The sequence below is a fragment of the Streptococcus sp. CF7_Ac1-12 genome, assembly GCF_024295905.1.
Lineage (GTDB): Bacteria > Bacillota > Bacilli > Lactobacillales > Streptococcaceae > Streptococcus > Streptococcus mitis_AP.
This window is the reverse complement of record NZ_JANCPG010000012.1, coordinates 34,551-53,102: the sequence shown is the minus strand read 5'-3', so window position 1 is coordinate 53,102 and position 18,552 is coordinate 34,551. Positions and strand designations below refer to the sequence as shown.

Annotated in this window: 15 protein-coding genes; 1 reads left to right on the top strand and 14 read right to left on the bottom strand. The window is 39.6% G+C overall.

Annotation, left to right across the window (positions count from 1 at the left end; translation table 11 throughout):
- The first annotated feature begins 57 nt into the window (after positions 1-57).
- The gene (locus tag NMM17_RS07015; RefSeq protein ID WP_254754133.1) at positions 58-1,503 is read left to right on the top strand and encodes a UDP-N-acetylmuramoyl-L-alanyl-D-glutamate--L-lysine ligase; all 1,446 of its coding nucleotides are present in this window, start codon (positions 58-60) and stop codon (positions 1,501-1,503) included.
- A 47-nt stretch (positions 1,504-1,550) separates the two neighbouring features.
- Here the strand turns inward: NMM17_RS07015 and NMM17_RS07010 are convergent, their stop codons facing one another.
- The 14 genes from NMM17_RS07010 to asnS all read right to left on the bottom strand — a co-directional run bounded on the left by NMM17_RS07010 (position 1,551) and on the right by asnS (position 18,537).
- A complete protein-coding gene (locus NMM17_RS07010) occupies positions 1,551-1,742 on the bottom strand; it encodes a CsbD family protein (protein ID WP_000051184.1) in 192 nt (63 codons plus the stop codon).
- A gap of 101 nt (positions 1,743-1,843) precedes the next feature.
- Positions 1,844-2,494, bottom strand: a complete 651-nt coding sequence (locus tag NMM17_RS07005; RefSeq protein ID WP_254754132.1) for a DUF1803 domain-containing protein — start codon at positions 2,492-2,494, stop codon at positions 1,844-1,846.
- Positions 2,478-2,990 carry a YiiX/YebB-like N1pC/P60 family cysteine hydrolase gene (locus NMM17_RS07000; protein ID WP_254754131.1) on the bottom strand — a complete coding sequence of 171 codons (513 nt, stop codon included), beginning with the start codon at positions 2,988-2,990 and terminating at the stop codon, positions 2,478-2,480. The genes NMM17_RS07005 and NMM17_RS07000 overlap by 17 nt, the downstream gene beginning before the upstream one ends.
- Positions 2,991-3,076: 86 nt before the next feature.
- On the bottom strand, positions 3,077-4,012 hold the full coding sequence (locus NMM17_RS06995) for a manganese-dependent inorganic pyrophosphatase (RefSeq protein WP_254754130.1): 936 nt from the start codon (positions 4,010-4,012) through the stop codon (positions 3,077-3,079).
- An 85-nt stretch (positions 4,013-4,097) separates the two neighbouring features.
- Positions 4,098-4,382 carry a GIY-YIG nuclease family protein gene (locus NMM17_RS06990; protein ID WP_254754129.1) on the bottom strand — a complete coding sequence of 95 codons (285 nt, stop codon included), beginning with the start codon at positions 4,380-4,382 and terminating at the stop codon, positions 4,098-4,100.
- Entirely contained in the window at positions 4,372-5,121 is a 750-nt protein-coding gene (locus tag NMM17_RS06985; protein WP_254754128.1) for a tRNA1(Val) (adenine(37)-N6)-methyltransferase, read from the bottom strand. The genes NMM17_RS06990 and NMM17_RS06985 overlap by 11 nt, the downstream gene beginning before the upstream one ends.
- Before the next feature lie 52 nt (positions 5,122-5,173).
- Positions 5,174-5,536 (bottom strand): S1 RNA-binding domain-containing protein, encoded by a 363-nt coding sequence (locus NMM17_RS06980; protein WP_042901323.1) that lies wholly within the window; start codon positions 5,534-5,536, stop codon positions 5,174-5,176.
- A 1-nt stretch (position 5,537) separates the two neighbouring features.
- Positions 5,538-6,938 (bottom strand): bifunctional Cof-type HAD-IIB family hydrolase/peptidylprolyl isomerase, encoded by a 1,401-nt coding sequence (locus NMM17_RS06975; RefSeq protein WP_254754127.1) that lies wholly within the window; start codon positions 6,936-6,938, stop codon positions 5,538-5,540.
- A gap of 81 nt (positions 6,939-7,019) precedes the next feature.
- A complete protein-coding gene (locus NMM17_RS06970) occupies positions 7,020-7,523 on the bottom strand; it encodes a GNAT family N-acetyltransferase (RefSeq protein WP_254754141.1) in 504 nt (167 codons plus the stop codon).
- A gap of 148 nt (positions 7,524-7,671) precedes the next feature.
- On the bottom strand, positions 7,672-7,911 hold the full coding sequence (rpsR, locus tag NMM17_RS06965) for a 30S ribosomal protein S18 (RefSeq protein WP_000068664.1): 240 nt from the start codon (positions 7,909-7,911) through the stop codon (positions 7,672-7,674).
- Positions 7,912-7,942: 31 nt separating this feature from the next.
- Complete coding sequence (ssbA, locus tag NMM17_RS06960; RefSeq protein WP_000609606.1) at positions 7,943-8,413, bottom strand: single-stranded DNA-binding protein SsbA; 471 nt, start codon at positions 8,411-8,413, stop codon at positions 7,943-7,945.
- Positions 8,414-8,424: 11 nt separating this feature from the next.
- Positions 8,425-8,715 carry a 30S ribosomal protein S6 gene (gene rpsF, locus NMM17_RS06955; RefSeq protein ID WP_001151784.1) on the bottom strand — a complete coding sequence of 97 codons (291 nt, stop codon included), beginning with the start codon at positions 8,713-8,715 and terminating at the stop codon, positions 8,425-8,427.
- A gap of 163 nt (positions 8,716-8,878) precedes the next feature.
- Positions 8,879-16,663 carry a GEVED domain-containing protein gene (locus NMM17_RS06950; protein ID WP_254754126.1) on the bottom strand — a complete coding sequence of 2,595 codons (7,785 nt, stop codon included), beginning with the start codon at positions 16,661-16,663 and terminating at the stop codon, positions 8,879-8,881.
- A 527-nt stretch (positions 16,664-17,190) separates the two neighbouring features.
- Positions 17,191-18,537, bottom strand: a complete 1,347-nt coding sequence (gene asnS / locus NMM17_RS06945; RefSeq protein WP_161683683.1) for an asparagine--tRNA ligase — start codon at positions 18,535-18,537, stop codon at positions 17,191-17,193.
- Between the last annotated feature and the right edge of the window lie 15 nt (positions 18,538-18,552).

Below are 18,552 nucleotides of genomic sequence, written 5' to 3'. Positions count from 1 at the left end.
TTATAAACTTTTCCTTGTTACTTGTAAAATTCAGACTTGAAGTTTATAATAGAAAGTATGATTAAGATTGAAACCGTATTAGATATATTAAAGAAAGATGGCCTTTTTCGTGAAATTATTGACCAAGGTCATTACCACTATAACTACAGCAAAATTGTTTTTGATAGCATTAGTTACGACAGCCGAAAAGTAAAAGAAGACACTCTTTTTTTCGCAAAAGGCGCTGCCTTTAAAAAAGAATACCTTCTTTCTGCTATAACACAAGGCTTAACTTGGTATGTCGCAGAAAAGGACTACGAAGTTGGTATTCCTGCTATTATCGTCAGTGATATCAAGAAAGCCATGAGTTTGGTAGCTATGGAATTTTATGGAAATCCACAGAAAAAACTCAAACTCCTTGCCTTTACTGGTACTAAGGGTAAGACAACAGCAGCCTATTTCGCTTATAACATCTTATCTCAAGGGAATCGCCCTGCAATGTTGTCGACCATGAATACAACTCTAGATGGCAAGACTTTCTTTAAGTCAGCATTGACAACCCCTGAGAGTATTGATCTCTTTGATATGATGAATCAAGCTGTGCAAAATGACCGTACCCACCTCATCATGGAAGTATCCAGTCAGGCCTATCTGGTCAAACGTGTCTATGGTCTAACCTTTGATGTGGGAGTTTTCCTCAATATCAGTCCCGACCATATCGGCCCGATTGAACACCCTAGCTTTGAAGACTACTTCTACCACAAACGTCTCTTAATGGAAAATAGCCTAGCAGTCATCATTAACAGTGACATGGACCACTTTTCTGTCTTGAAAGAACAAGTGGCAGATCAAGACCATGATTTCTACGGTAGTCAGTCGAGCAACCAAATCGAGAATTCCAAAGCCTTTAGCTTTTCAGCTACGGGTAAACTCGCTGGAGATTATGATATTCAACTCATTGGCCACTTTAACCAAGAAAATGCCGTTGCTGCTGGACTTGCTTGTCTTCGTCTCGGAGCAAGTCTTGAGGACATCAAAAAAGGAATCGCTGCAACCCGAGTTCCTGGTCGTATGGAAGTCCTCACCCAGAAAAATGGAGCCAAGGTTTTCATCGACTATGCCCACAATGGTGACAGTCTCAAAAAACTAATCAAGGTTGTAGAGACTCATCAAACAGGAAAGATTGCTCTGGTGTTAGGTTCGACAGGAAACAAGGGAGAAAGCCGTCGTAAGGACTTTGGCCTCCTCCTCAATCAACACCCTGAGATTCAAGTCTTTCTGACTGCTGATGACCCCAACTATGAAGACCCAATGGCCATTGCAGATGAAATTAGTAGCTACATCAATCATCCTGTTGAAAAAATTGCGGATCGCCAAGAAGCTATCAAGGCAGCCATGGCTATCACAAATCAAGCATTAGATGCTGTCATTATCGCTGGTAAGGGAGCCGATTGCTACCAAATCGTTCAGGGCAAGAAAGAAGCCTATCCAGGAGATGCAGCCGTCGCAGAAAATTATTTATAAGATAGTAAAAAAATCAAGGGAAACGAAACCCTTGATTTTTTCTATTTTTATTTAAAAGCGTTTTTCAAACCTTCAACGGCACCTTCTACAGCACCTTTAGCATCTTCAACTACTTCTTTTGCCTTAGCAACTGTCTTTTCTACAGCGCCTTCTGCTTCAGTCTTGCTATCCCCAGTAACTTTACCAAATCCTTCTTTGATAGCGCCTGTTGCTTGTTCCAATTTGTTTTCAAGTGACATATGATTGTCTCCTTTAATTTTATTCCGATATGTGTTACCGGTTACATATAGTTTATACCAAATACTAAGTAAAGTCAAACAATGTGCTCAGAGATAAGAAATCAGGCCAAGTAGAAAGTTAATCTTTCCTTATCAAAATCGACGGTCAGTTCATACTTTCCGTCTTCATTTTGGACAATATAGCCTAGGACAACTAAACTATCCACAAAGATATCACGACGTTTCTGCATAAGCTGGTCTTTTTTGAGAAATTTCAACAAAAAAGTCGTCATATATTTGAGTGCATACTCAGGATTGACATCTCCTAAAATGTCATAAAGTTCCTGTTGTTTTTCTGTCAAAGGATACTGATGTTTTACCTTATAGAAATAATTGGACAGGGTCATTTTTGTTCGTGCAAAGTCCGTCTTTTCAACTAAAATAGCTGCATTGGTTTGATTTCGTAATTCCGTCTCAAAAGTCTGCTCCAATAAGGCTTGATAGACCGGACTAGCTTCGCTGACAAAAATCTCTTGATCCAGTTCGAGACTATCGAGCGACTCAAGCAAAGGAAGATTGAGATAATAGCGCTTATTTTCCCGTAGAATCAAGCCAGCCTTTATATACTCTTCCATGAGTTTATCAACTGCTACATCTGGAAATTGGGTCTTGATTTCCCGTAAAATCACATCCTCATGCTGGTCCAGATAGCAGATCAATTCTTCAAAAAATGGCTGTCTCGTCAAACTAGATGGATTAAAAATCTGAATCATGAAGATTCCTTTCTTTACATTCTAACAGAGGCGATGCTGCCAACTGACTAGGATTGGTCCCAGCTTGGTTCAAAGGAACAGGCAGACCTAGTTCTCTGTAATACTCTCTCCAAAAATCACTAATCTCCTGCTCCCCATCCCCAAATTTCATAGGAATAGTTTCAAAAATGGGGAGAATTTCTGCCATATACTGAGAACAGTAGAAACCAGTTCCATCTGGATAGAAAGAAGCATTATAAGAAGCTCCCAGATGTCTACAAGCTCTTTCCTTCACAGATTGGATATCCATTTCTGGGAAGACATAGAGGTCGTACAAATGATTGGACTCAAAGAAGTCTGCCGGTCCCTGACAGACTACACCAGCCTTTCCACTAGCGTGGTAAATCATCCCATCCAAATAAATAGCAACATGGTTATAGTGGCCTGTGGAAATCTGGATGGCCTGTCCCATGTCAGAATCATCCCTCACAAAAATCAAATCTCCATTTTCTAACATGCTTCACTCCTAGAAAAAAAGGAGCCGAAACTCCTTTCGATATAATTCAAACTAGAATTTCCTAATTTGAATTGACACTCAAAATCTTAAGCATTAAAGCTTTCAGTCAATTGAGGTACCACTTGTTTCTTACGTGAAACAGCACCAGCAAGGAAAGCATGATTGTTTTCAAGTTTGAAGTTGAAGGCTGCTTCAACCTTGTCCATGTTAGCACCAAGTGCTAGGATTTCTGAGTTTGAGTTGACGATATCTGTAATCATCAAGACAAAGTCAGAATAACCATTTGCTGCGTTAGCAGCTTGCATTGCAGCTTCAATTTCTGCTTGACGTTCCAAAACTTCAGCGATGTCAACTGTGTTTACTTGGGCAACACGAACATTGTTTCCGTTCAATTCAAAAGTCTTAGCATCGATGTCAATCAATTCTTCAGCAGATTTGCTAGCCAAGTTTGTACCAGCTTTCAACATAGCCAAACCATACTCTTCCAAGTTGACACCAGCCAATTCAGCTAATTCAGAAGCAATAACTTTATCTGTTGGGTGTGTTGTTGGCGATTTCAAAAGAAGGGTATCTGAAATCAAACCTGAAAGCATCAAACCAGCAATCTCTTTAGACACAGCTACACCATGTTCTTTGAACATACGGTAAACGATTGAAGATGCTGATCCAACTGGCTCCAAACGCATATAAAGTGGGCTTGCAGTTTCAAAATTAGCCACACGGTGGTGGTCCACAACACCATAAACTTCTACTTCAGCGATATCTGATACAGATTGTTGAAATTCATTGTGGTCAGTTAAGATAACTTGCTCTGCGCCTTCTGCTTTAGCAGAAGTGATAACACGCGGTGCTTCTACACCAAAATAGTTCAAGACAAAGGCTGTTTCTTCATTTGGAGTTCCAAGGGCAACAGCTTCCGTATCCAAACCGTAAGCTTCCTTTGCAAGGTAGGCAAAGGCTACAGATGACCCGATGGCATCTGAGTCTGGATTTTGGTGACCAAATACTAGAATCTTAGACATGATAATACCTCATTTTGTTTATTCTCTTTATTGTAGCATTTTTTTCGCTTTTTGACAAAAGTAAGAGGAGTCAAAGGACTCCCCGCTACTCTTCAAAATAACTGAGTAAATTTCTATCTTGATTTTCAGATAAAAATCTTTCCTTCTGTGACCTCTTCTTACGCTTGAGAAGGGCTTCTGCCGACATGGCTTCTTCCTTACTGGCAAAACCTTGAGCATAGATAAGTTTGACTGGCAAGCGTGCTCGCGTATATTTGGCTCCCTTCCCACTATTGTGGACAGCGAGACGTCTTCTCACATCAGTCGTATAGCCTGTATAGTAAGATCCATCACGACACTCCAGCACGTACATATAAGCCTTATGATCCATAATAAATCTCTTCGAATTCAGGCGTATAAGAGCCATCATCATTGTGAACAATGAGAGGTGGTAAGACCTTAAAGCCACTTGTTGAACCATCCTTGATGGCCTCAATCAAGAGCATATTAGCTTCCTTTTCCTTTTTTGGATAGACAAATTGCAGACGCTTAGGTGCTAAATTATGTCGTTGCAAGCTGTCCAAGATATCTAAAAGTCGATCAGGACGATGAACCATGGCCAAACGCCCATTAGACTTGAGAATGCTCTGAGCACTACGACAGATTTCCTGCAAATTGGTCGTGATTTCATGGCGCGCCAAGAGATAATGTTCACTCTCGTTCAGATTAGAATGAGGGTCCACCTTGAAATAGGGCGGATTACACAAAATCATATCCACCTTACTTCCCTGTATACGAGAAGGCATATTTTTCAAATCATCACAGATGACTTCCATCTGCTCTTCCAAAGAATTCAAACGGACAGAGCGTTCAGCCATATCCGCCAAACGCTCCTGAATCTCAACAGCCAAAATCTGTGCCTGGGTACGAGTGCTGGCAAAAAGCCCTACTGCTCCATTCCCAGCACAGAAATCCACAATCAATCCCTTCTTAGGGAAACGTGGAAAGCGTGACAAGAGAACACTATCCACCGAATAGCTAAAAACCTCTCTATTTTGAATGATTTTAATATCTGTCGAAAAGAGCTGGTTAATACGCTCTCCTGATTTTAATAATTGTTCTTCTTCCATGGTCTTATTATAGCAAATTTATATTAACATTACAAAAGATAGAGATTTCTAACTAGTGCTTCTGATTCTTCAAATGTTGAAGGGCTTCCTTGGTCCAAATTGGCATCATTCGTTTAAGAGGAGCAAAGCCGTAGTTAAAACGGTCGCTTGAAAAACGTCGCCGTCTCGGAAACTGGTGCTTTTCTTCCTCCAAAGTGCGGATAGAAAGACTAGCTTTCCCTGTAAATTCATCTAAATCCACTACCTGAACCAGAACCTCTTCATCGACTTTCAAGGCTTCATGAATATTTTCAATAAAGCCTGTTCGAATCTCTGAAATGTGAATCAGCCCCGTATCACCCGTCTCTAGCTCAACAAAGGCTCCGTAGGGCTGAATCCCTGTAATACGCCCCTTTAGCTTATCACCGATTTTCATCTTAGTCCTCGATTTCAATTGTTTCAATCACAACATCTTCAACTGGCTTGTCCATAGCCCCTGTCTCAACAGCAGCAATGGTATCTAAGACAGAGTAAGAAGCTTCATCAGCTAACTGACCAAAAACAGTGTGACGACGGTCTAGATGAGGAGTTCCTCCTTGCTCTGCATAGATTTCCGCAATCGGTTCTGGCCAACCACCACGAGCGATTTCTTTCTTAGAATAAGGCAGGTGTTGGTTTTGCACGATAAAGAACTGGCTGCCGTTGGTATTTGGACCAGCATTGGCCATGGAAAGAGCACCACGGATATTGTAAAGTTCTTCTGAGAATTCATCCTCAAATGATTCGCCGTAGATTGATTCGCCACCCATACCAGTTCCAGTTGGGTCTCCACCTTGAATCATAAAGTCCTTGATAATACGATGGAAAATGACACCATCATAGTAACCATCTTTTGAAAGAGCTACAAAGTTAGCCACTGTTTTAGGAGCATGTTCAGGGAAAAGCTTGATACGCAAGTCTCCGTGATTGGTCTTAATAGTCGCGATAGGACCTTCTACTGTTTCAATGTCTACCTGTGGGAAATGCAATTCTTTTTCTACCATACCAAATCCTTCTAAGGCATCAAAAATGCCATCTTCTTCCAATGTTTTTGTAATATAATCTGCTTTTTCTTTGATGTTATCATGAGAAATTCCCATTGCAACGCTGATACCAGCGTAATCAAAGAGTTCCAAGTCGTTGAGGCCATCTCCAAAAACCATGACGTTCTCTGGTTTCAAGTCAAGGTGTTCCACAACCTTTTCCACACCTGTCGCTTTGGAGCCTGAAATCGGCACAATATCAGACGAATGTTGATGCCAACGAACCATGCGAAGTTTGTCTGAGAGACTGTCAGGCAAGTGCAAGTCATCTCCTTTATCTTCAAAAGTCCACATCTGATAGATGTCTTCTTTCTCATGAAAATCTGGATCCACATCTAAATCAGGATAAATTGGATTAATAGCTTCACTAATCATATCGGTGCGAATCGACAATTTGGCGTCATGACTCCCAACCAAGCCATACTCAATTACTTCTTGCTTAGCCCAAGAGATATACTCCTCAACATCTGACTTATCGATCTGATGTTGATAAATGACCTGACCTTTTTTATCTTCGATATAAGCCCCATTCAAAGTTACAAAAAAGTCAGGCTTGAGCTCACGAATCTCCGGAACGACACCAAAAATCCCTCGTCCAGAAGCAATACCTGTCAAAATTCCTTTCTCACGTAATTGCTTAAAAACAGTTGGGATTGAAGCTGGAATAAAACCTGTCTTTGAATTTCGCAATGTATCATCAATATCAAAAAAGACAATCTTGATCTTCTTTGCCTTGTATCTTAATTTGGCATCCATCTCACTACCTCTTTCAATCTAACTCTTTCCATTATACCATAAAGTAGAGAAATCCCACATCCCCAATAAAATCCTTGTCTCTTATCCGAATTCCTTTACTAAATACAAAACCAAATCATCATTATTTTGGCTAGTTGCATTCATTTCCAAGGGTTGATTTCGATACCAGACACCTGTACCATCTGGAATATAGCCTCGTTTAATATACAATCTCTGGGCAGGACCATACCCCAAGTGCAAACCTACACCAAGAGTGACCTTACTCGAAACAAACTTGACTCGTTTTTCTGCTTCTTCTAGCAGTTGATTCCCAATCCCTTGATTTCGAAAAGGCTCAAACACATTAAAATCTGATAATTCTGGATAGACTTCTGCAAAAGGACCATGTTTAGCAGAGGGCAAAATGGTAATATAACCTGCCACTACTCCATTCATAGTCGCTACCAAGACTTCTCTGTCGCCACTTGCTTGCTCCCAAAAATAGCTAGCTAAGATTTCTTCTCTACCAGGCCAACCTTGATTCATAAATCCATGAGATAAGGATTCAATATCAGACTTAATCATATTTCTAATCGTACAATTCATCTTTGACTTACCCACCTTTACTCTTTCTATACCATTATAGCACGCCAAGGTCAGAAAAAAACTATCTCGTGAAAAAAGACCCGTTGGGGTCTTAATTCGCTTTCTTGTTTTCAAGCTCATGAAAAAGAGGTCCACCCGGACCTCTTTTTTAATCTTCGTTTACGAAAGGCATCAAAGCCATTACGCGAGCGCGTTTGATAGCTGTTGTTACTTTACGTTGGTTTTTAGCTGAAGTTCCTGTTACACGACGAGGAAGGATTTTCCCACGTTCTGAAACGAAACGGCTAAGAAGCTCAGTATCTTTGTAATCAACATATTCAATTTTGTTTGCTGCGATGTAATCAACTTTTTTACGGCGTTTGAATCCGCCACGACGTTGTTGAGCCATGTTTTTTCTCCTTTATAATTTTAGTTGTCCATTAGAATGGTAAATCATCATCTGAAATATCCAATGGATTTGTTGCTCCAAATGGATTTTCATCACGTGAAAAGTCTGGTACTGAATTTGTAGGTGCTGAATAGTTTGCAGTTGGGGCAGAGTAAGCTCCACCTGTGTGACCTTCACGCACACTACGGCTTTCCAACATTTGGAAATTCTCAGCCACGACCTCTGTCACGTAGACACGTTGTCCTTGCTGGTTATCGTAACTACGAGTCTGGATACGACCTGTCACCCCGATAAGTGAGCCTTTTTTAGCCCAGTTAGCAAGGTTTTCAGCCTGTTGGCGCCACATAACGACATTGATAAAATCAGCCTCACGTTCGCCATTTTGACTCTTAAATGTACGGTTTACTGCAAGAGTAAAAGTCGCAACTGCTACATTTGATGGGGTATAACGCAACTCAGCGTCACGTGTCATACGCCCTACAAGTACAACATTGTTAATCATAGTTTACCTTCTTACGCGTCAGTTTTGACGATCATGTGACGAAGAATGTCAGCGTTGATTTTTGAAAGACGGTCAAACTCTTTAAGAGCTGCATCGTCGTTTGCTTCAACGTTAACGATGTGGTAAAGTCCTTCACGGAAATCTTTGATTTCGTATGCAAGACGACGTTTTTCCCAAGTTTTTGATTCAACAACAGTTGCACCGTTGTCAGTCAAAATAGAGTCAAAACGTGCTACCAAAGCGTTTTTAGCTTCTTCTTCAATGTTTGGACGAATGATATAAAGAATTTCGTATTTAGCCATTGATATGTTCCTCCTTTTGGTCTAATGACCCCCAGACTTTGCAAGGGGTAAGTGAGGTTCGCTCACAATAAACTATTATACTAGAAAACAATTTTTTACGCAAGTAAAAAGACTAAAATAAAAAAAGAAGATGACGAATCATCTTCTTAAAAACTATGCGTTTTTAGTCTTCTTTCTTCTTGCGAGTAAGAAGTCCAAATCCACTTAGGGCTCCAAGGAGTCCAAGCGCTGCGAGGCTAGCGTTAGCTTCGGTACCAGTATTTGGCAATTCGCGTTTACCTTCAGCTTCTTTCACTGCTGTTTGTTGCGCTGGTTGCTCTTGTGTTGTTTCTTGAACCTTACGATAAACATGACGAACATTTCCGTTTGCATCTTTTTCTGTTCTTACTAATTCATATCCTGGGATATCTTTAGCTGGAACTTCACCATTTTCATTTGGAAGAATTGGGTTACCATTTTCGTCCACAAATGTTGTGATAATTGATGTTTCTGGTGTTGTCACTTTACGGTAGACATGACGTACATTACCTTTCGCATCTTTTTCTGTTCTCACAAGTTCAAATTCTGGAATATTTTCACTTGGATGCTCTCCATTTTTCGTTGGGCGAATTGGATTTCCTTTTTCGTCTACATAAGTAGTCACTTTCTCCTCTTTTTGTGGTGTTGGAGTAGGCGTTGGTGTTACAACTTTTTCATAGATATGTTCGATATCACCGTTTGGTAATTTCTTAGTCTCTACGAATCTGTATCCTGGGATATCTTTCTTCGGTTGATCTCCATCTTCTGTTGGATAGTTTGGAATTTCTTTTCCTTCTTTATCCTTGAATGAAGTTTTCACTTTTTCGTATACGTGTTCCACATCTCCGTTTGGAAGTTTCTTAGTCTCTACGAATCTGTATCCTGGGATATCTTTCTTCGGTTGGTCTCCATCTTCTGTTGGATATCCTGGAATTTCGTTTCCTTCTTTATCCTTGAATGAAGTTTTCACCTTCTCGTAGACATGTTCTGTATCCCCATTTGGAAGTGTTTTCGTTTCTACGAAGCGATATCCTGGAATATTATCTTTCTTAGGTGTTGTACCTTCTTCTGTTGGATATCCTGGAATTTCGTTTCCTTCTTTATCCTTGAATGAAGTTGTTACTTTTTCATAGATGTGTTTCGTATTACCTTTTTCATCTGTTTCAGTCTTAACAACTTTGTAGCCTGGAACTGGTTCAGATGGTTGTTCTCCATCTTTAGATGGGATAAGTTCTGTTTCTTTTCCATCTTTTCCTACTACTACAAACTTAGTATCAGGACGAACTGTTGGTGTGTAAGTTGCTGTTGCTGGTGTTCCGTTCTTATCTACACGTTTTACAGTAACAGCTGGTGCTTTTCCTGTAAATGATTTTTCTGGTGTAAATGTTACCGTTCCATCTTTGGCAACTTCGAATTTACCAACACCTTCTACTGTTTTAACAGTGCTTCCATCTTCAAATGTTGCTGGTACTTCATCATCCATTGGTACTTCTGGATTTCCTGGTGTGAATGTTGGTTTTCCTGTTTGAACTTCACCTTTAGCTCCTTCAGATGTTTTCCCTTCAGATGTTGGAGTTACTGGTGTTACTGTTGGTGTGTAAGTTGCTGTTGCTGGTGTTCCATTCTTATCTACACGTTTTACAGTTACCGCTGGTGCTTCTCCTGTAAATGATTTTTCTGGTGTGAATGTTACTTTTCCATCTTTGGCAACTTCGAATTTACCAACACCTTCTACTGTTTTAACAGTACTTCCATCTTCGAATGTTGCTGGTACTTCATTGTCCATTGGTACTTCTGGGTTACCTGGTGTAAATTTAGGTGTTCCTGTTTGTACTTTTCCTTGAAGTCCTGTTGATTTATCACCTTCTGCTGTTGGTGTTACAGGTGTAACTGTTGGTGTGTAAGTAGCCGTTGTTGGTGTTGCATTCGCATCTTTTACTTGTACTGTCGCTGGCACTGGTGTACCTGTGAAGTCTTTATTTGGTTTGAATGTTACTTTTCCTGATTTTGGATCAATTGTGTACTTACCAACTTCTTTTCCATCTTTATCTTTCGCTGGAATTTCTTTTTCTGTTACAGGTTTTCCATCTACTACGAATTGTGCTGGTTGCTCATCTGTAATTGTGATTGGTACTTCTGGGTTTCCTGCTGTGAATGTTGGTGTACCTTCTTGAGTTTTACCTTGGATTCCTGTTGATTCTGCAGGTTTTCCTTCTGGTGTTACAGGTGTAACTGTTGGTGTGTAAGTCGCTGTTGTTGGTGTTCCATTCGCATCTTTTACTTGTACTGTCACTGGATCTGGTGTTCCTGTGAAGTCCTTGTTTGGTGTGAATGTTACTTTTCCTGATTTTGGATCAATTGTGTACTTACCAACTTCTTTTCCATCTTTAGTAGCTGGAATTTCAGTTTCTGTAATCGGTTCTTTTGTAACAGGATTATAGAATGTCGCTGGTTGCTCATCTGTAATTGTGATTGGCACTTCGCTGTTTCCTGGTGTGAATGTTGGTGTACCTTCTTGAGTTTTACCTTGGATTCCTGTTGATTCTACAGGTGTTCCTGTTGGGGTTACTGGTGTTACTGTTGGTGTATAAGTAGCCGTTGCTGGTGTTCCATTCGCATCTTTTGCTTGTACTGTCACTGGATCTGGTGTTCCTGTGAAGTCTTTATTTGGTGTGAATGTTACTGTTCCAGTTTTTGGATCAATTTTGTACTTACCAACTTCTTTTCCATCTTTAGTAGCTGGAATTTCAGTTTCTGCGATTGGTTCTTTTGTAACAGGATTATAGAATGTCGCTGGTTGAGTTTCATCAATCTTGATTGGTACTTTCACGTCACCTGCTGTGAATGTTGGTGTACCTTCTTGAGTTTTACCTTGGATTCCTGTTGATTCTACAGGTGTTCCTGTTGGTGTTACCCCAGTAAATTTAGGTGTGTAAGTTGTTTTCGCTACAGTACTATTTGTATCTTTTGCTTGTACTGTTACTGGTTCAACTTCTCCAACATACGTTTTATCTGTTGGTGTGAATTTCACTTCACCTGTTGGTACTCCATTTTCATCTTTAACTAATGAGTAAACTCCGATTTCTTTACCGTCTTTAGTAACCGTTACTGTTTCAGCTTCATTTCCTGATTTATCTAGTAACTTAATGGTAGATTTAACGATTGGAGCTGGTGATTCTGGTTCTTTATTTGGGTTACCTGGAATAAATTCAACAGTTCCTGATTGTTCTACCCCTTGTGGTCCTTCTGATTTAGCAGGATTTGCACTTGGGTTAACTGGAATAATCGATGGTGTGTAAGTTGTTGTAACTTGTGAACCGTTTGTATCTTCTCCACGTACTGATACAGGAACTACATCGCCTGCATACGGTACTGTTGGATCTGGAGTAAAGGTTACTTCACCAGTATCTTTATTTAATGTATATTTACCAATTACTTTACCTTCTGGACTCTTAGCTGGAACTTCTTCAGCTGGTTGATTGTTTTCGTCTAATAATGTCGTTTTACTTGTAACGATTGGTGTTACTTCTGACCCTGCTGTGAATGTTACTGTTCCCTTTTGAACTTGTCCTTGAGGTTTGATAGAAGTTGCTTCTTCTGCAGTTGGTGTTTCTGGAATAATACTTGGTGTATAAGTTGTAACCGCAGGTGTTCCATTTACGTCTAACGCTTGAACAACTGCTGCTGGTACTTTACCAGTGTATTGTAAATCAGTTGGTGTGTACGTTACTTTATTCGTAGTTGGGTCGATTGAGTATTCCCCGATCTTATTACCATCTGGTCCCATTACGTCTTGTTTCGCAGTTGGTTCTAATGGATTACCATTTTGATCTAATAGTCTTGCAGTTCCTTCTTGAATCGCAACAGTTTCTTCTTTACCATTTACTGTAACTGTTCCTCCAGTGAATGATACTGTTCCTTCTTGAGTTTGTCCTTGAGGAGCTTTTGATTCAGCTGGTTGCCCTTGTGGTCTTACTGGAACGATGTTTGGAGTATAGTTTGTTTCTGCTGGTGTTCCGTTTGAGTCTTGCATACGAACACGGGCTGGTAATACTGGACCTGCATATGTTTTATTCGTTGGTGTGAAGATTACTTCTCCTGTAGTTTTATCTACTGTGTAATCTCCTACTTTATTACCATTTTTATCTGTTGCTGGTAATGTTTCAACTGGGTTTCCACTGTCATCCACTAACGTTAATGTTTCAGGTTTCATTGTTGAATTTTCTGAACCTGGTGTGAATGTAGGTTTTCCTTTTTGAGTATCCCCTTGTTTTGCAGTAGATTCTGCTTCTTGTGCTGTTGGTTCTACTGGTGTGATATGTGGTGTGTACTTAGCAGTTGCTTTTGTACCATTTTCATCTTCCCCTTGGATTGTTACTGGAAGAACTGGTCCAACATAAGTTTTATCTGTTGGTGTAAATACAGCTGTTGGTATTCCATCCACTACTGTTAATGTATATGTCCCAATTACTGTTCCATCTGGTTTTTTCGCTGGAACTTCAGTAGCTAGTTGTCCATCTTCACCTAATAATGTGTAAGCATCAGGATTCATTGGAACTGATTTTTCAACTTCTACTGGGTTATCGTTCTTATCTAAGTAAGTAACAGTGTTTTTACCTGCTGTAAATGTAATTTCTTGTTCTTGAGTTTCACCTTGAGGTTTAGTCGTTTCTCCACCTTCTGCAGTTGGTGTTACTGGTTTAACTGTTGGTTGGTAAGTTACTGTACCTGTTGAAGTTACTGGGTTTCCATCTTTGTCTACCCCAACTTTACCTGTAAATGATACTTTAACTGGGTCTGGATCGCCTGTGAAGTCTTTATTTGGTGTGAATACTACTTCTCCTGTTGTAGGTGTAATCGTGTAAGTACCGATTGTTTTACCATCTTTTGTAGCTGGAATTTCAGTTTCATCTGTTGGATTTCCTGTCTTAGGATCCACTAACTTAGCTGGGAATTCTTCTGAAGGAGTAATCTTGTTATTCGCAGTATCTTTGAATTCAGGAGTTCTTGTTTGTTTCGCTCCTTGAATATCGTTAGATTTCTCTTTTCCATCTACGATTTCACGTTTCATTACGTGAGGGATATAACGTCCATCCATTGAACCTTTTTCTGAAGCGCCTTCTGGTGTTACTTGTTCACTGATTAATGTTAATTGGTCTCCGTTATTTCCTTCACCGTTGACGATTGGTTTACCAATTTTACCCCATCCAGTTGTAGCACCGTTCGTATCTGTACGACGGATTGTAATACCATCTGCATCTCCAACGAATGTAGCTTCTGGAACGAATTCTACGCTAACGTCTTTTCCTTTAGCTGTAACTTTATATTTACCTTGTCCTGGTACTACATAGTAACCATCTACTAATTCAGCATCCGTCACAACTGAACCATCAGGTTTAACGATTTGTGGTTTCACTGTTTCATCAATAGCTGCTTTTTCTTCGAAATTATAATCCTTATTTCCATAAGCGTTGAATTTAATAGTTGAATTTTGAGTTGCACCTTGAATATCGTACGTTTCTTCTTTTGTACCACGTGGTGGAATTGTTTGTTGGATTTGGAAGTCTTCTACTTCCCCAGAGTAGGCAATTCCTGTCGCTTCTTTAACATCTGCTTTATCATTTGCGATACGTAAACGAGTTGCTAATTTAGTCGCAGTTACATCTACGTTTTGAACAGGAGTTGTCCAAGTTAGTGTTACTTCTCCATCTTTTGTTACTTCAACAGCTCCAGCACCTTCGTTTTCATCGAATTTACCATTTCCGTTAAAGTCAATCCATCCATTTACGAATGCATTTTTACCGCCACCTAAGTGAGCGTCAAATGTCATTGAGTAAGTTCCAGCGTTAACTTTTTTCAATTTGTAGTTGTCGCCTTGAGCTACTTTATCACCCATTAATTGGCGAGCACCTTCGTCTCCGCCTTCACCGTTCACATCATCATATTTGAAGGCTGTTTCATCTGTAATTTTCTCCGTACGGATATCAACATCTGGCTCTTTTGCACCTAAGTATGGTTGAGTAATTCCAGCACCTTTTGCGATAGCGTGACCTACTTTACCATAAGAGGCTGGAGCATCCCCTTCGTCTAATACCATGAATCCGAACATAGCCCCTTGTTGACCACTTGATAGGATATAAACCCCTAGGTTTTTAGCATTACGTGTTAACACAACTGGTGTAGACATACCAGAATCACGGTGAGTAACCGCTGGTCCAAATACTTGTGTTCCTAAACCATCACTATACACTTTTCCATCTTTATCTGTTACAGTAGATACTGTTTCTTCAGTAATTTCTGTTGAACGGAAACCTTTTGCTTTATCAGCGATAAATGGTTCAAAGGCTGTTTTTCCTTTTCCTTCGATAGAGTAAGATTGTCCTAATTGACGACCTTGACCATTTCCTACTGGACTTAAGTTATAACGGTTATCATAAGTTTCTGCAGTATAAGAACGAGCAGTTGGTACTCGATAGTTTGTATTCGATAATTCAGTAACTAATTCGAATCCATCCCCATCGGTTTTGTAGATTTCAATCTCAGATGAACCCGCTTCTTCCCCTGTAGCAAATACAACGTTCGCTGGTACTTCTTTACCATTTAAAGTTGCTTTAACTTTGAATTCTACCCCAACGTTTGCTCCATTTTTTACAGATTGGATTACTGTCGTACCACCTGTATCAATTCCATTTGTTTTCGCAACAGAATATCCACCTTGACGAACAACTTTAACTTCTGCTTCAGTTCCATCTGAATAAACGTTTTTAGCATTCGCATCATATCCTGCTCCACCACGTTCTTTATAAACGTCAGTTGAGTTAAATGGTTTTAAGGCTGTAACTTCCATTTCCACAACATATCCAGGAGTCAATTCTTGCTTGAACTTGGTTCCAACTTTTAGTTTTCCACCGTCACCAAGATTTTCAACGACTGCTGTTTTACTTGTGATATCAAACCATTTAATTTGGTGTTTTAAGCGTTCAGTGTTTTTATCAGCATATTTTTTCCAGTGATCAGCTTGTTGAGCTTCAGTTAATGGCGCTTCGTCAACTTTTTCAGCTAAATCTGCTAAAACTACCTCAAATTTACCGTCACGACCAATTCCTGCTTTTTTCAGTTCACTGTAGACTGCAAGAATCGATTCATTTAAACGTTCTAATTGAGCATCTACTTGTTCCTTTGTAATGCTCTTGTCAGCTAAAAGTACTTTTGATTCGTTAAGTACCGCTTGGTTTTTAGCAACCGCTGCTTCAACTGCTACTCTATTTTCTTCTGATACTTCTTTCTTACGAAGTTCTGTAGCAGCAAGTGTATTAGTTACATCAGCTTCTGAAGAAACTTGTGTCAAGATAGTTGTTGCAGCAGAAACAGATTTTTCTGTTGGTGTGATGCTTTTTTCTGCTTCTTCTTTTGCCGCCTTATCTTTATCAGCCTCTTTTGTTTCTAATCCTAGCTTGTTTGATTCTGTTACAACTGTTTTCAATGAAGAAAGAATATCTTTTTGAATATTTATCTCTTCTTGCTTGGCAGTTTCATTTGCCAAAACAGCTTTCGCAGTAGCTAAGGCTTCACGAGCATTGGCTACAACTGAGGCATCCGCATACTTAGCATTTGATAATGCAGTCTCTAAATTTGAAATACTCGTTTCAAGAAGTGACTTATTTACTTGAACTTCTTCTTTCTTAGGTGTTTCAGCTGTCTTTTCTGTCAACTGAATAGTACTTGCTCCTAATTCTGGAGAAGCATTTTCTACTTTTTGAATATTTTCTTTAGAGTCTGAAACTGGATTTTGTTCAGTAGCTGCAACTGCTCCATTTCCCAAGAACATTAAACCAGCAGCAATCGCTACTGATGCCGCTCCAAAGCTATACTTACGAATACCATAACGAATATACTTTTCCGTTCTAAAATCTTGTTGTTTCCCCTTCATTTAGAGTTACAACCTCCTTTTATAAAATTATTTTTTTCTATATACCTAACTCCTGGCCAATCTTTCTATCTCATACTAATAGCCATTCAGTTAAAATTGTAGATCTTTCTGATGTCACATAAAAAGTGCAAACGTTAGATAGATATATCCTAAGGATTACCTAAAGAGGAAACGGACAGTCACCTCTATTTTCGAAACGTCACACTTATTCTATACATATACACATGTCTGTACATACAAATAAAGACTGAATTACTATACGTTAGTAGAGAGAGTTGATTAGACACTATTTTGAGCCTAAGTAACTAATTATTAGTATAACATTTAAAAAATAAAATTTCAAATACTTTGTTTGAAACATCTAACATTATAGGATTGTAAATGAGACTGGTTAAAAAAATCAATTGAGAGGAAAATATAATAATTTTTTATCAAAAAAACACATAATATCAAAATTTTTAATACCTGATACTATGCATTTTTATGATTCCAAGGAGTTTTATCTATCCTATTTTACTATTATATTTTTACGGTTTAATACGGTGCAACATACGTGGGAACGGAATGGCTTCACGGATGTGTTTTGTTCCTGCTGCGAAGGTTACCATACGTTCGATACCGATACCAAATCCACCGTGTGGAACTGTACCGTATTTACGAAGGTCAAGATAGAATTCGTACTCTGTACGGTCCATACCAAGTTCATCCATCTTAGCGACAAGGGCATCGTAGTCTTCCTCACGCATAGAACCACCGATGATTTCTCCATAACCTTCTGGAGCAAGCAAGTCTGCACAAAGCACGCGCTCTGGATTTCCAGGAACTGGTTTCATGTAGAAGGCCTTGATGGCTGCTGGGTAGTTCATGACAAATGTTGGCACACCAAAGTGGTTTGAAATCCAAGTTTCATGTGGTGAACCAAAGTCATCACCATGCTCAAGATGCTCATAGTCAGCATCTTCATCATTCTCATGCTCTTGCAAGAGGTCGATGGCTTGATCGTAAGTGATACGTTTGAAGGGCTCTGCAATGTAGCGTTTTAAGAGCTCTGTATCACGTTCCAAGGTTTCCAAGGCTTGAGGCGCACGATCAAGAACACCTTGTAGAAGAGCTTTTACATAAGCTTCTTGCAAGTCAAGTGACTCATCGTGTGTCAAGTATGAGTACTCAGCATCCATCATCCAGAACTCAGTCAAGTGACGGCGTGTTTTTGATTTTTCAGCACGGAATACTGGACCAAAGTCAAAGACACGACCAAGAGCCATCGCACCTGCTTCTAGGTAAAGCTGACCTGATTGGCTCAAGTAGGCTGGAGTTCCGAAATAGTCAGTTTCAAAGAGTTCAGTTGAGTCTTCTGCCGCATTTCCTGACAAAATTGGGCTATCAAACTTCATGAAGCCGTTCTTATCAAAGAACTCATAAGTCGCATAAATGATAGCGTTACGGATTTGCATCACCGCTACTTGCTTACGAGAGCGTAGCCACAAGTGACGGTTATCCATCAAAAAGTCTGTTCCGTGTTCTTTTGGTGTGATTGGGTAATCTTGAGATTCACCAATCACTTCGATGTCTGTAATGTCCAACTCATAGCCAAACTTAGAACGTTCATCTTCTTTGACAATACCTGTCACATAGACAGACGTTTCTTGGCTCAAACGTTTGATAACATCAAACTTCTCAAGTCCTACTTCTTCACCAAATTTTTCGACAAAGTTTGGTTTAAAGGCTACACCTTGAAAGAAGGCTGTTCCATCACGCAATTGCAAGAAGGCGATTTTCCCTTTTCCTGATTTGTTGGCAACCCAAGCTCCAATCGTCACTTCTTGACCAACATAGTCTTTTACATCAATAATCGTTACACGTTTTGTCATTATTTTTCCTTTTCTTTT